Here is a 13,482-nt window from a genome sequence, read left to right on the forward strand (position 1 = left end):
CCATGACCGAGTCGCAAGCCCAGCAAGCTCCCCAGCCTGCCTGGGCCAGTCTCGTAGCACGCGCGGGCCTCTCCCCCGCCAGGCGCCGCGTGCTGAGGGCGGTCCAGGAGTCGGCGTCGCCCGTCAGCGCCGCAGAGCTGGCGCAGGATCTGGGCCTGCACCACAACACGGTACGCGAGCACCTGGAGTCCCTGGTCAAGCAGGGCATGGTCAGTATGACCCCGGTCTCTACCGGACGCCGGGGACGGCCCACCCTGCGCTACCAGGTCACGGCACCGGACCCTGTGGAGGTGCTGGTGTCCTACACCACGCTCCTGGACGCGGTCGCCCGGACCCTGGGCGAGGGCGAGGAGGCCCGGCAGGTGGCCCTGACCATCGGGCGGCGCTGGGCGGCCGAGAGCGCCACGCAGCCCGGGGTGACAGCAGATCCCGACGGTACGGCGCAGCCCGGCGCCACAGAGCAGTCCGGCACCGCGGCAGGGCCCGCCGACGCCGCGGCGGCTCCCGACGGTATGGCGGATCCCGGCGCCGACGCGGTGGCTCCCGGCAATGCGGGGGCCCCGGCCCCAGGACCTGACGGTACGGAGCAGTCCGGTGACTCGGCGGATCCCGGTGACGCAGAGCAGTCCGGCACCGTGGAGCAGTCCGGCACCGCGGCCGGGCCCGCCGACACGGATGACCTCCCCGAGCCCCTGGCCTCCCTCATGCCCGGGCTCATGTCCATGGGCTTCACCCCGCACGTGGACGACGGGACCGGTGACGTCGTCCTGACCACCTGCCCGCTGGTGGCACGGGACCGACGCCCCCACCCCCTGGTGTGCGCCATGCACGAGGGCTACCTGCACGCAGCGGCCGAGGAGGGCCGCCGGGAGGCGGGAGACGACCAGGACGGCGTCGGGGACCGGCTCACACTCACCGTCATGGAGGCCGACGGCTGCCACGTGCGCCTGGAGCCAGGAACTGATTCCCGTAAGGAGGCAGCATGAGCCACTGGTGGCGACGAGGGCACCAGGCCCGGACACCCCAGGAGGAACCCGACGCCCAGGTACCGATGCCGGAGGGCCCTGGGGCCACCACGGCGCAGGGGCCCGGGCAGGAGGATCCGACGGCGGGGCGGGCAGGTCGGGCGCCGGGGACCCGCAGCGTCCACGTCCTGGTCTCCGGGACGGTGCAGGGGGTGGGGTTCCGCTACTACTGCCAGGAGGAGGCCCAGCGCCTGGGCCTGGCCGGGACGGTGCGCAACCTCGACGACGGCGACGTCGAGGTCCTCGCCCACGGGCCCCGGCACCGGGTGGACGCCCTGATCGCCTGGCTCCACCGGGGGCCCCGGTGGTCCAGGGTGACCGGGGTGCGGGTCACCGAGGTGAGCCCGGACGCGGTGCGGGGCACCAGCTTCCAGGTGGGGAACTAGGGTGGGGAGCTAGGGCGCGAGGGACTCACACACCTCGTAAACGGCCGCTCAGCCCTGCGGGCGTGGGGAGTTAGCGCGCGGGACTCACTCGCTGACGCGCAGGATCCCCGTGGCCCCCTTCTCCGCGTCCGCGAAGGAGTGGTTGACGAACGTGTAGCTGCCCGGCGGCCCGGCGACCGTCTCCACGAACCCGCCCTGTGCCGGGTGCAGTCCCAGGGCCTGGGAGCCCCCGTTCCACGCCGTCCCGATCCCCTCGGGACCCCCGAGCTGGTAGGCGCCCTCGAAGAACACCGTGTCGAACTGGAGGCCCACCACGTGGAAGGAGCACAGCAGGGAGGGGCCGGCGTCGAGCACCCAGAAGCGCACCCGCTGACCGGTGCGTGCCGTCAGCGGCTGCTGGACGTACTGGAAGGCGACCCCGTTGAAGACGGTCAGGTCCGGGGTCTTGGCGACCACCTTGGCGGCGTCGGTGGGACCGCCCTCCGGGCCCAGGTAGATCTCGGAGTGGACGAGCAGGTACTCGTGGTCCACCTCCGCCAGGGCGGGTGGGTCGATAATGACGGCCCCGTGCATGCCGCTGGCCAGGTGGAGGCTCATGGGCATGGTCGAGCAGTGGTACAGCCAGATGCCGCTGCGCTGGGCGGTGAAGGTGTAGACCAGGCTCTCACCGGGGCTGATGGAGCGCATGGCGGCGTCCGGGGAGACCACGCCCGCGTGGAAGTCCAGGGAGTGGCTCATGGTCCCGTTGTTGACCAGGGTGATCTCGAAGGTGTCCCCCACCTTTCCACGCAGGACCGGCGCGGGGACCTGCCCGTTGTAGGTCATGCGGGTCTGGGTGACCCCGCAGCCCACGGGCATGGGGACCTCGGTGACGGTGAAGGTGTGGCGGTGGGTGGTCTGGGAGGGCGCGGGTGCCAGGGCGGCGTCGAAGGCGGTGAAGCCCTGCGGCAGGGGCGCCTCGTAGTCGGGGACGGCGCCGGGGGGCGTGCTCGCGCTCCCACCGGGCGCCGCCACGGGTGCGGCGCCCGTGGTGACGTGGAAGACCATGCCGTGGGCACGGTGCCCGGCGATCGAGCACCAGCCCTCCACCGGCCCCCTAATGACGCCCGCGTCGAGCTCGGCACGCTGTCCCGCGGCCACCCGGCCGGTGGTGGCGCCGTTCTCCAGGACCAGGTCGTGGACCATGTTGGCGGTGTTGTCCAGGGTGATGACCAGGCGGTCCCCGGGGGCGACGTCCACGGTGTCGGGCACGAACCGCATGCCCGAGACGGTGACCGTGGCCTCCACCACCCGGCCGGTGGCCGGTATGGACTCATCGACCGCGGGACCCCCGACCTGGGAGCACAGGGCGATAATGCTCCCGACGGCAACAGCCGCCCCGGCGGTCATGAGGCCCAGGACCACCCCACGCCGGTCCACCTCCCGAAGGCGCTCCTGCTCCGGGGAGGTGGCCTGACGACGGGACGCGCCCTGGTTCCCGGCCTCGCGCGCCGCATCCGGCCTGCTCGTGGCCGGTCTGCCGGTGGCCGGTGCGGTCCCGGCGGTCACCGCGCGGCGGGGTGGCGACGGCGTCCGGCCGGGACGGGGACCGGTGCTGCTGGCCGCACCGCGGGCTGGGGCGGGACCGGTGCTGCTGGCCGGGACAGAGCTGGCGCTACCAGCCGCGTCGCCAGCCGGGGCAGGACCGGTGCCGCTGGCCGGGCCGGGCCCGGCGCCCGCAGACGGTACCGACCCTGGTCCACGGGGGTCGGGCTCGTGCTTGTCACTCATGGTGGTCCTTAGGGCTGACGACGGGAGCGCGAGGCCGCACCGTCCCGGGAGCGACGACGCACCTCACGTGCGGAGAGCACCATACCCACCAGGGCGTACAGGGTGACGCACCCCGCCGTGGCCCCGCAGGTCAGACGCGCCTCCCAGGGCAGTGCCGGGATAAGGGCCAGCAGGAGGCAGGAGTTGGCCGCGGTGACCCGGTAGGCGGCGGCCCGGTCCATGACGAGGTTCGTGGCACGCGACGCCTTGGGGCCGCCGCCGAGCATGACCGGGGTGAGGTAGCTCAGGGCACCGACGAGAATCTGCAGGGCGAAGCCCGCCCCCAGGGCCACCCGCAGGGCGTGGATGAGGTCACGGGCCCCCGACGCCCCGGCGTCGGGACCGGCGACGGTGATCCCCGCCCCGAGCACCACCACGCAGCCCAGGAACCAGGTCACGGCCGCGGTTGCCGAGGCGGTGGCGAAGGACGTCGGCGGCACGCGCCGGGCGGTGCGCCAGGCGGGGAGGACCACCCCGCCTGCTCCTGTGAGGTAGACCAGGGCGCCAATACCGCCCAGGGGCGACCACAGCCCGGAGCAGGCCACCAGCGCTGTCCCCGCCACCAGCAGGGGCAGCCCCCGGAGGGCCCACCGGGGCGCCTCGGGCTGCATCTTGGTGCGCAGCATGGTGGGCCACAGGACCGTGAGCGTGCCCAGGACCGTGGTCCCCACGAACCCCAGGAGCATGGTCATGGTGTGGGCCACGTAGAGGCGGTCGGCGGTCCCGGAGGCACCGCGGTCCTCGGCCCAGCTCGTCAGGTATCCCAGGGTGGCACCCACCGCCAGGAGCGTCAGGGCCACCACGTAGGCCAGGGCCAGGGTGCCCAGGCGCGGGGCCACGGCCCGCCGGTACTGGACGCTTATGGCCGCCACACCGGTGAGCGCGGCGAGGACCACCAGCCCCACCCCACTCAGGGCGAGCCCCGGACGGGCCGCCGTAATCCCTACCAGGACGGTGGCCGTCCCCAGGCCGTGGACACCCAGCCGGACGTTGACCAGGGCGGCGCCGCCCAGGGCGGGGCGGTGCAGGAGGGTGTCGGCGAAGTGCGCGGACCACACGGTGATGGCGCTGCCGATGCCGCCCAGGAGGAGGGCGTGCAGGGGCAGCCAGGTCCCCCACGAGGCCAGGGGCCCGCCCAGGACCAGCACGGCCAGGACGGCGGCACTCACCAGCCAGCCCACCACGACGGCATTGCGGCGCACCTGGGTGGTGCGGCGGTGGGGACGACGTGGCGGTGAGGACGGCGCGGGGCTCACCCCGGTCCCCCCAGGGCCGTCAGGGCCCGCACCAGGTCGGCCTTGTTATCCACAACGGCAACCGTAATAAACTGCGACCGCACCTTTCAACGTCCTACCCGGACGCAGGTGCCCCGGCCCGTCGGCCAGCACCGAGCACTATGTGCCTGACCTCCCGTAAGGAGCACCCATGAGCGAGGACCCGAACCTCATCCCCGTGACCGAGATCCGTCGTACCGGCCACAGCTGTGGCTGCGGCGAGCACGACCCCGAGCGCCTGACCCTGGACGCCCGCGCGATCCCCCACCGCCTGCGCCACGCCGCCGTCATCGGCGCCGTCTCCAGCCTGCAGGTGGGTGAGGGCCTCGACCTGGTGGCGCCCCACGTGCCCACCCCGCTCCTGGTCCAGATCGACCAGCAGCTGCCCATGACCTTCCAGCACACCCTGCTGGAGGCCGAGGACGGCTACGCCCGCGTGGAGATCCTGCGCACTGCCTGAGATACGCCCCGTCGCCCCCGGGCAGGCGGCGCGCGGTCCGCCGGCCCCGGGTAGGTGGCGCGCCCACGCTCTGCCGCCCGCGGGTCGTCGCCTGCCGCCCTCCGGCAGGTGGCGCGCCTGCCGCAGGGCCCCCTGGAGGCCGTGGGCAGAGCCCGCCGCCCTTGGGCAGGTGGCGTGCCCACGGGACCATCGCCACGGACACCGCCAGCCCGACGTCGCCCCCGGGCAGGTGGCGTGCCCGGTGGGCGGCGTCGGGCGGCCCAGGAGCGCCCAACGCCAGCCCCCGTCGGGCGGCGGCCCCGCTATCCTCTGCGCTATGACAGCCCTGGACACGGTGCCCTCGACCCGGCCGCTTCCCACGACCCGGGCGACGACGTTCCTGGGCCTGCCCTCCCTGCGCCCCGTCCCAGCCGTCCGCCAGCCCGTGGCCCCGACCGCCCAGGGGCCGGCGGCCCCCGTCCGCACGCTCCCAGCCCCGCCCCAGCGGGCCCCTTCCGTCCGGGGGCCGGTGGCCCCCCTGCTGGACCGCCACGGGCGCACGGTGCGTGACCTGCGTCTGTCGGTCACCGACCGCTGCAACCTGCGCTGCACCTACTGCATGCCGGCCCAGGGCCTGGACTGGCTGCCCACACCTGAGCTGCTCACCACCGCGGAGATCGCCCGCCTGGCGCGCCTGGCCGTCACCCGCATGGGGGTGGAGCGGATCCGGCTGACCGGCGGCGAGCCCCTCATGCGCCGCGACCTGGAGGAGATAGTCCGCACCCTCGCTCCCCTGCGCACCACTGCCGGGCACCCCGTGGACCTGGGGCTGACCACCAACGGCCTGGGCCTGGACAGGCGGGCACCCGCCCTGCGCGCCGCAGGGCTCCGACGTGTCAACGTCTCCATCGACACCCTCGACCCGGACGCCTACGCCGCCCTGACCCGCCGGGACCGCCTGCCCGACGTGCTGGCCGGTGCGGCCGGGGCGCAGGCGGCGGGCCTGTGCCCGGTCAAGGTCAACGCCGTCGCCCAGCCCGGGCTGACCCACCACGCCCCCGACCTGCTGCGTGAGTGCCTGCGCCGGGGGTGGCAGCTGCGTTTTATCGAGCACATGCCCCTGGGGCCGCGCCAGACCTGGAGCCCGGGGTCTGTGGTCACCGCCGAGCAGATCCTGGACGTCCTGCGCGGAGCCGGGTTCACCCTGACCCCGGCGGGCCGCCCCGACCGCCGTCCCGCCGCCCTGTGGCACGTGGCCGCCGGGACGGACCACCCCGCCGGGAGCGTGGGTGTCATCGCCTCGGTCTCCCAGCCCTTCTGCGCCGACTGCGACCGCACCCGTGTCACCGCCGACGGCCGCCTCATGACCTGCCTGTTCTCCCCCACGGAGACCGACCTGCGGTCCCTGCTGCGCGGCGGGGCCAGCGACGAGGACCTTATCGGGGCCTGGCGCCAGGCCACCTGGACCAAGCCCCTGGCGCACGGCTCGGACACGCCCGCCCGCACGCCCGACGGCTTTGAGCGCCCCGGGCGGACCATGAGCGCCATCGGCGGCTGAGGCGGGCAGGTCCGGGCGGGCCAGGCGCGGAGTTGCACATTCTTTTTACAATCGGCGATTAATGAAGCGCGAGATCACGCGGATCATGTCAGCGGTCCGGGGTCTAAAACAAGGATGAATGTGCAACGCGGGCACCGTTGCACATTCATCTTGTCCTGGGCCCCGTACCCGGGGGACAAAACGTTGGAATGACGCCAACGCCTCGTCACCGCCCCCAAGATGAATGTGCAACGCCGCCTGTTTGTGGCCGGTCAGGGGCGGGGGCGTGGACGGTCCGAGCGTGTGGCTGGCGTGCTGCCCCCGTGTGGCCGGTCATGGGAGGCAGGGGCGTCGGGGTCGAGGGTCGCTCCCCTGGCCGGCCTGGGAGGCCGCGCCGCGGAGGCTCCGGGTAGCCTCGTCCCCGTCTACTGCACCCACCAGCCCGGGAGAGACGTGAACGCCATTGAGATCCGCTACTTCGCCGCCGCCGCCGAGGCCGCTGGCACCACCCACGAGCACCTGGAGGTGGCACCGGGTACCACCCTGGCGGCCCTGCGCGAGGCGCTGGCCGGGCGCGGGACCCAGATGGCGCGCGTCATCGGGCTGTCGAGCTACCTGGTGAACTCCCTGAGCGCGCCCGCCGACGGCCTGCAGGAGCTCGCCGACGGCGACCGGGTCGACGTGCTGCCACCCTTCGCCGGAGGCTGAGGCGCCGGTCACCCGGTGCGTCCAGGGGGCGCCGGTGGGGTGCGTGAGCCCCCGGGTCCTGGCCTCCGGTCACCCGGTGCGTCCGAAAAGCCGCACTGCTGGCCCTCCACCGGAGGCCTCGCTACCGGCCCTAACCAGAGGCCGAGCTGCCGCTCTTTACCGGAGGCTGAGGTCGGCAGAGCGCCCCGTCACGCTCTCAAGGACCAGGGCGGGACGTCCTAGTCACCTACCGCCCCGCTCGTCTGCCCCGCCGGAGGCACTCGGCTCAGGCCATATTGGACCACTCGGCCGTGCCGTCGGCGAAGAGCTGGTGCTTCCACACGGGCAGGCGCGCCTTGACCTGCTCCACCAGGGCGCTGGCCGCCGCGAAGGCCTCCGCCCGGTGGTCAGCGCTCACGGCCACCGCCAGGGCGGTATCCCCCACGACCAGGTCACCGACCCGGTGGACCACGCCCAGGGCCCGCAGGCCCGGGTGCGCGGCGACGTCGGCAGCGACCTGGGTCATGACGTCGGCGGCCACTGGGTGGGCGCTGTAGGTAATGCCCTTCACTCCCCGTCCGTCGTCGTGGTCACGTACCACGCCCTCGAAGGTAACCACGGCCCCGGCGGCCGCACAGGAGACCTGACGAGCCAGTTCCGTGGCGCTGACCGGCCGCATCGTCACCCCCGAGCACACAATGACCGCGCCGGATTTGCCCACGCTGGCCGCGCCAGATCCGTCGGCGGTAGCTGCAGAAGCACCATCGGCCTCCCCGGCCGTGGGCGGCCGGGACCAGGGTGCGGGGTCGGTGACGGGCATGCTGGGGCCTCTCTGGGGTACCGGCCGAGGACGCTCCGTAGCCTGCCACCAGGCGCGTCCCGGCGCCACCAGGTGGCATAAAGAGCTCGATCGCCCGGCCGGTCGGGCCAGCTTAGGCGCGTCCCGGCGCCACCGGGCGGCACGAAGAGCTCAATCGCCCGGCGGTTGGCCAGCTTAGGCGCGTCCTGGCGCTACCGGGCGGCATGATAGGCCCTGTACCGCCGTCGAACCGACCCACCCAGGGAGGCCCCATGTCACCGCTGACACCTGTCGAGGACCACCTGCGCACGGTCCTGTCCGCCCTGGAGCCCCTGGCCCCGGTGACCCTGCCCCTGGCCCGGGCCCACGGCACCGTGCTGGCCCAGGACGTCCGGGCGCTGCTGGCCGTGCCGCCGTGGACCAACTCCGCCATGGACGGCTACGCGCTGCGCCGGCAGGACCTGGGCGGCGCGGCCCCCGTGGTCCTGCCCGTGTCCCAGGACGTCCCCGCCGGCAGCGTCCCCACCCCCCTGGAGCCAGGCACGGCCGCCCGCATTATGACCGGCGCGACCCTGCCAGCCGGCGCCGACACCGTGGTCAGGGTCGAGGACACCGACCAGGAGCCCGGCCCCCGGCCCCTGCCCGACCAGGTGACGGTGCGCGTCCTGCCCCAGGCGGGCGCCAACGTCCGGCACGCCGGGGAGGACACGGTCTGCGGGGCCCCCGTCCTGGGGCGGGGCACGCTCCTGGGGGCCCGTGAGCTGGCCGCCCTGGCCTCCACCGGTCACGGGACGGTCCTGGTGCGCCCCCGGCCGCGCGTCGCCGTGGTGTCCACCGGCGCCGAGCTGAGTGAGCCGGGACAGCCCCTGGCGCCGGGCCACGTCCCCGACTCCAACAGCCTCCTGCTGGCGGGCCTGCTGACGGAGGTGGGGGCGCACTGCGCCGGGACGTGGCGCGCCGCTGACACCTCCGCCTCCCTGGCCGAGGTCCTGCTCCAGGCAGCCGCCGACGCGGACCTGGTGGTGACCTCCGGCGGCGTCTCCGCCGGGGCCTTCGACCCCCTGACCATGCTGGCCGCCCAGCACCAGGAGCCTGCCGGGGCCGCCACGGACGGGCAGTCCGCCCGGGTCCACCTCACCTTCGCCAGCCTCGCCATGCAGCCGGGCAAGCCCCAGGCCCACGGGTACATTGACGTCAGGGGACGCCGGGTCCCGCTCCTGGCCCTGCCGGGCAACCCGGTCAGCGTCCTGGTGTCCTTCACCAGCCTCGTGCGTCCGGCCCTGGCGCGCCTGGCGGGGCTCCAGCCGTTGACACCCGCCGTCCTGCCCGGGTACGCGCGTGCCGCGAGCGCCTGGTCGTCCCCCGTAGGACGGCGCCAGCACGTGCCCGTGCGCCTGGTCCCCGCGCCTGCGGGGCACCCCGGGCAGGAGGACACCTGGGTGGCTCCCACCCACCGGCTGGGCTCGGGCTCCCACCTGGTGGCCTCCCTGCCCCAGGCCCAGGCCCTGGCCGTGGTGGACGAGGATGTGCCCGCCGTCGAGCTGGGGCAGCCCCTGCGCCTCCTGCCCCTGCCCGCCCCCGCCCGTCCCTGACCGCCCCGTGGCAGAGAGCCTGACGGACATGAGTACCCCGATCCGCCTGACCCACCTTGACAGCGAGGGCGCCGCCTACATGGTTGACGTCACCGCCAAGACCCCGACCGTCCGCTCCGCCTCCGCCTGCGCTGAGGTCGCCTGCTCCCCGCAGGTGGTGGCGGCCCTGCGCCAGGGCACCGTCCCCAAGGGCGACGTCCTGGCCGTGGCCCGGGTCGCGGGGATCGCGGCGGCCAAGAAGGTGCCTGACCTGCTGCCGCTGGCCCACGTTATCGGCGTCCACGGGGCCCGGGTGGACCTGGGCGTGGAGGACTGGGGCGTACGCATTGAGGCGACGGTGCGTACCGCGGACCGCACCGGGGTGGAGATGGAGGCCCTGACGGCGGTGACGGTGGCGGCCCTGGCCGTGGTGGACATGGTCAAGGGCGTGGACCGGGAGGTGACCCTCCGCCGTGCCATGGTGACGGCCAAGTCGGGGGGCCGTTCAGGGACGTGGGTGCGTCCGGCCCAGGGGGCGCGGGTATGAGCGGGGCGCAGGTATGAGCACAGGCGTGAGCGGAGGCACGGACACGACGGACACGACCGGGGGCGTCCTGGATGTCATTGTCCTGGCGGGGGGCACCGGGCGGCGTCTGGGCGGGGCCTGCAAGCCCGATGTCCTGGTCGCGGGGCGGCGCATGCTGGACCACGTGCTCGACGGCGTGGCCGGACTCCGCGGCCGGGGCCTGCCTGACGGGCGCGTCGTCGTCGTGGCGCCGCAGCAGGTGGCGCTGCCCGACGGCGTCCTGCGCGCCCTGGAGGATCCGCCGCTGGGAGGTCCGGTAGCCGGGGTGGCTGCGGGTCTCGGGGCCCTGGGGCTCCTGGGCCCCCGCACCGGGTCCGGGAGCAGGACCAGGTACGTGTCCGGTGCCGACGGCACAGCGGTATCCGGGGCGAGCGCTCCCGGGTCGGGGGGCGCCAGAGCGGGCACGCCCGGGACGGGTGCCGAGACGGGTGCGGGGACCGGTCCTGCCGCACCCGGCCCCGCCGTTGCCCTGCTGACCTGCGACGCGCCCGGCTCCTGGAGGGCGCTGCCTGGGCTGCTGGACGCCCTGGCCCGGGCCGGGGTGGGCACCGACGGGGTCTGCGTGAGGACCGCGGGGGCTGGCGGCTACGTCCAGCACCTCCTGGGGGTCTACCGTCCGGCTCCCCTGGCGGCCGGGGTGGCCCCGGGCGGCGTGCCGTTGCGTGACGTGTCGGTCAGGCGGGCCATGGCGGTCCTGTCACTGAAGACGCTCACCCCCGCCGACACCTGGATCCTGCGCGACCTGGACACCTGGGAGGACGTGGCCCGGTGGGACCAGGAGCAGGCGGCGGGTCCCGGGGCCAGCCTGCCGGCCCTCCCCGCGGCCCCGGAGGCGCGGCCCGCGGCCCCGGAGGCGCGGATGGGGGAACCACGCTGATCCGCCGTACCATCCGGGCGTGGGAGCGGGATCGGCAGGTGCGTTGAGCAGGTCTCGAATCCGCCGTACCGAGCAGGAGCCCGGCGCCCCGACCCGCTGGCCTGGCTGACCAGTCGGCCGTGCTCGTGCCAGGTAGGAGCGGCGGCCCCGGACCCGTTCTCGCGACGAACAAGTACCGTTCTCGCGACGAACAAGTACCGTTCTCACGGTCTGTGGGGTGGGCCGGGGTCGGGGCGGGGCGGCTGGGCGGGCGGGTCAGTGGTCGGCGCCGCCGAGCTGCTCCAGGACGTGGGGCACGAGCGGGCCGATGACGGCCACGGTGTCCTTGACCCCGCCGCGCGATCCCGGCGCGTTGACCACCAGGACGCCGTCGGCCTCACGGCTGGTGACGCCCACCAGGCCCCGTGACAGGCCGGACAGCGGCGTCTTGGTCAGGCCGTGGGCGCGGATCTGCGCCTCCAGCCCCTCCAGGCGGACCTCGAGCAGGGGGGCGGTCCCCTCGGGCGTGAGGTCGCGCGGGGTGACGCCGGTGCCCCCGGTGGTCAGGACCACCCGGGCGCCCTGGGCGATGGCCGCCTCAATGGCCTGGCGGACGCTGTCAGCACCGTCGGGCACCAGGACCACCTCGTTGACGATGACGTCGTGCTCGGCCAGGAGCCGGACGGCCAGGGGGCCGGAGACGTCCTCGCGGGTCCCGGCGCAGCACCGGTCCGAGACGGTAATGACGGCGCCGCGCACGGGCTCGGGCAGGGGGTGGAGGCCCTTCTGGGCGATCGGGGCGTAGGCGGCGCCCTCGGATGATGTGGTGTGGCTCATGGTGCATACGGTAGTCGATGTCCCAGTGCGTACCGCCGCACCCGGCCGGCCCCGGTGGCACCCCGGGCCCGGGCCGACGTCGGGGTAAATTACGCCACACCACCCTTCCTTTATATGGCTCGTCCCATAACAAACTCTGTCCCCCGGCACCCCGTCGTTCCAGGCAGAACGCAACCTGCCCCCGCCGGGCTCCCGGGACCTGCATCATGGTGAGGACGCCAGTTACACCGCCGTCGAGACGTCATCCGTCACCTCAAGCCCGCAGGAGCCCCATGAGCGCCCGACCCGCCCCCGCCGCCAGCGGAAGAGTCCTCCAGGACTGGGACCCAGAGGACCCGCAGCGCTGGTCCCCCGCCATCGCCTGGCGGACCCTGGTCATTACCACCTACTCAATGGTCCTGGCCTTCTGCGTGTGGTTCCTGCCCAGCGCCATCGCCCCCAAGCTCACCGAGATCGGCTTCCGCCTCAGCGAGGCCCAGCTGTACTGGCTGGCCGCCATGCCGGGCCTGGCCTGCGGCCTCATCCGCTTCGTCTACATGTTCCTGCCGCCCATCGTGGGCACCCGCCGGCTCGTGGCCTACTCCTCCCTGCTCTACGCCCTGCCCATGCTGGGCTGGTTCTTCGCCGTCCGGGACAGCACCACCGGCTACGGGGTGCTGCTGGCCCTGGCCTTCGCCTGCGGCATCGGCGGCGGGTCCTTCTCCGGCTACATGCCCTCCACCGGCTACTTCTTCCCCAAGCGCCTGTCGGGAACAGCCCTGGGCATCCAGGCCGGCGTGGGCAATATGGGCATGAGCATTATCCAGCTCATGGGCCCCTGGCTCATGGGGTTCGGCCTGTTCGGAATCACCTGGATCGCCCCCCAGACGGCCGAAGGGGGCCCGGTGTGGGTCCACAACGTCGCCGTCTTCTTCGTCCCCTGGACAATCCTGGCCGCCCTCCTGGCCTTCACCCTGCTCAAGGACGTCCCGGTCAAGGCCAACGTCCGCCAGCAGATCGACATCTTCTCCAACCCCGACACCTGGTACATGACCCTCATGTACGTGGCCACCTTCGGGCTGTTCTCCGGGTTCGCGGCCCAGTTCGGCCTGCTGATCAAGAACACCTACGGGCCGAGCTCGGCCCTGGCCGCTACCTTCGACGCCTCCCTCCTGCCGCTGGGCGCCACCTACGCCTTCCTGGGACCGCTCATCGGCTCGGTGGTGCGCATGTGCTGGGGGCCGCTGTGCGACAGGTTCGGCGGCGCCGTCTGGACCTTCGTCTCCCTGCTCGGCATGGGCGCCACCCTGGCGGCGACCACCTTCTTCCTCCACCCCACCGACCCCTCCCAGTTCCCGGGCTTCCTGTGGGCGATGCTGGCCATGTTCTTCTTCTCCGGACTGGGCAACGCCGGCACCTTCAAGCAGATGCCCATGATCATGCCCAAGCGCCAGGCCGGGGGCGCCATCGGCTTCACCGCCGCCATCGCCTCCCTGGGCCCCTTCATTGTGGGGGTGGCCATTGCCTCCCTGGGAGCGACCACCTGGTACTGGATCTCCGTGGCCTACTGCGTCCTGTGCGCGGTCATCTGCTGGATCCGCTACGCCCGCCCCGGCGCGCCCTTCCCGGGCTGACCCCGACGCCGGGCCGGCCCGGGAACCAGCCCGGCACCCGGCCCGCCGCGGGCCCCACCGCAG

The 13,482-nt window shown here is 73.8% G+C and carries 13 protein-coding genes; 9 read left to right on the forward strand and 4 right to left on the reverse strand.

Translation table 11 applies throughout. From position 1 onward, the window contains the following. Window positions 1–2 precede the first annotated feature (2 nt). Entirely contained in the window at window positions 3–986 is a 984-nt protein-coding gene (locus C3V41_RS13370; RefSeq protein WP_217350956.1) for a helix-turn-helix transcriptional regulator, read from the forward strand. Beyond that, on the forward strand, window positions 983–1,411 hold the full coding sequence (locus C3V41_RS05110; RefSeq protein WP_254423689.1) for an acylphosphatase: 429 nt from the start codon (window positions 983–985) through the stop codon (window positions 1,409–1,411). The genes C3V41_RS13370 and C3V41_RS05110 overlap by 4 nt, the downstream gene beginning before the upstream one ends. 84 nt (window positions 1,412–1,495) lie before the next feature. Here the strand turns inward: C3V41_RS05110 and C3V41_RS05115 are convergent, their stop codons facing one another. Further along, a complete protein-coding gene (locus C3V41_RS05115) occupies window positions 1,496–3,181 on the reverse strand; it encodes a multicopper oxidase domain-containing protein (RefSeq protein ID WP_106109365.1) in 1,686 nt (561 codons plus the stop codon). Window positions 3,182–3,189: 8 nt separating this feature from the next. Continuing rightward, on the reverse strand, window positions 3,190–4,476 hold the full coding sequence (locus C3V41_RS05120; RefSeq protein WP_254423690.1) for a hypothetical protein: 1,287 nt from the start codon (window positions 4,474–4,476) through the stop codon (window positions 3,190–3,192). A gap of 169 nt (window positions 4,477–4,645) precedes the next feature. Between C3V41_RS05120 and C3V41_RS05125 the strand changes: the two genes are divergently transcribed. The 3 genes from C3V41_RS05125 (at window position 4,646) to C3V41_RS13575 (ending at window position 7,178) form a co-directional block, all read left to right on the forward strand. Continuing rightward, window positions 4,646–4,954 carry a DUF2249 domain-containing protein gene (locus C3V41_RS05125; protein WP_106109366.1) on the forward strand — a complete coding sequence of 103 codons (309 nt, stop codon included), beginning with the start codon at window positions 4,646–4,648 and terminating at the stop codon, window positions 4,952–4,954. Between the two features lie 394 nt (window positions 4,955–5,348). Next, entirely contained in the window at window positions 5,349–6,491 is a 1,143-nt protein-coding gene (moaA, locus tag C3V41_RS05130; RefSeq protein WP_441299721.1) for a GTP 3',8-cyclase MoaA, read from the forward strand. 432 nt (window positions 6,492–6,923) lie between these two features. Then, window positions 6,924–7,178, forward strand: coding sequence for a MoaD/ThiS family protein (locus C3V41_RS13575; protein ID WP_254423691.1), 255 nt, complete (start codon window positions 6,924–6,926; stop codon window positions 7,176–7,178). 265 nt (window positions 7,179–7,443) lie between these two features. Here the strand turns inward: C3V41_RS13575 and C3V41_RS05140 are convergent, their stop codons facing one another. Then, complete coding sequence (locus C3V41_RS05140) at window positions 7,444–7,977, reverse strand: molybdenum cofactor biosynthesis protein MoaE (RefSeq protein ID WP_106109369.1); 534 nt, start codon at window positions 7,975–7,977, stop codon at window positions 7,444–7,446. A gap of 251 nt (window positions 7,978–8,228) precedes the next feature. Here C3V41_RS05140 and C3V41_RS05145 point away from each other — a divergent pair, with 251 nt between their 5' ends. Genes C3V41_RS05145 through C3V41_RS05155 form a run of 3 tightly spaced genes read left to right on the forward strand, consistent with a single transcriptional unit; the run spans window position 8,229 to window position 10,990 of the window. Then, window positions 8,229–9,548 carry a molybdopterin molybdotransferase MoeA gene (locus tag C3V41_RS05145; protein ID WP_106109370.1) on the forward strand — a complete coding sequence of 440 codons (1,320 nt, stop codon included), beginning with the start codon at window positions 8,229–8,231 and terminating at the stop codon, window positions 9,546–9,548. Window positions 9,549–9,576: 28 nt separating this feature from the next. Next, window positions 9,577–10,074, forward strand: coding sequence for a cyclic pyranopterin monophosphate synthase MoaC (moaC, locus tag C3V41_RS05150; RefSeq protein ID WP_174714755.1), 498 nt, complete (start codon window positions 9,577–9,579; stop codon window positions 10,072–10,074). Between the two features lie 25 nt (window positions 10,075–10,099). Continuing rightward, a complete protein-coding gene (locus C3V41_RS05155) occupies window positions 10,100–10,990 on the forward strand; it encodes an NTP transferase domain-containing protein (protein ID WP_368033287.1) in 891 nt (296 codons plus the stop codon). Between the two features lie 255 nt (window positions 10,991–11,245). Here the strand turns inward: C3V41_RS05155 and C3V41_RS05160 are convergent, their stop codons facing one another. Further along, window positions 11,246–11,806 (reverse strand): MogA/MoaB family molybdenum cofactor biosynthesis protein, encoded by a 561-nt coding sequence (locus C3V41_RS05160; protein ID WP_106109372.1) that lies wholly within the window; start codon window positions 11,804–11,806, stop codon window positions 11,246–11,248. Between the two features lie 272 nt (window positions 11,807–12,078). Between C3V41_RS05160 and C3V41_RS05165 the strand changes: the two genes are divergently transcribed. Beyond that, on the forward strand, window positions 12,079–13,419 hold the full coding sequence (locus C3V41_RS05165; protein WP_106109373.1) for an MFS transporter: 1,341 nt from the start codon (window positions 12,079–12,081) through the stop codon (window positions 13,417–13,419). Window positions 13,420–13,482: the final 63 nt, after the last annotated feature.

Source organism: Actinomyces sp. oral taxon 897, assembly GCF_002999235.1.
Classification (GTDB): Bacteria; Actinomycetota; Actinomycetes; order Actinomycetales; family Actinomycetaceae; genus Actinomyces.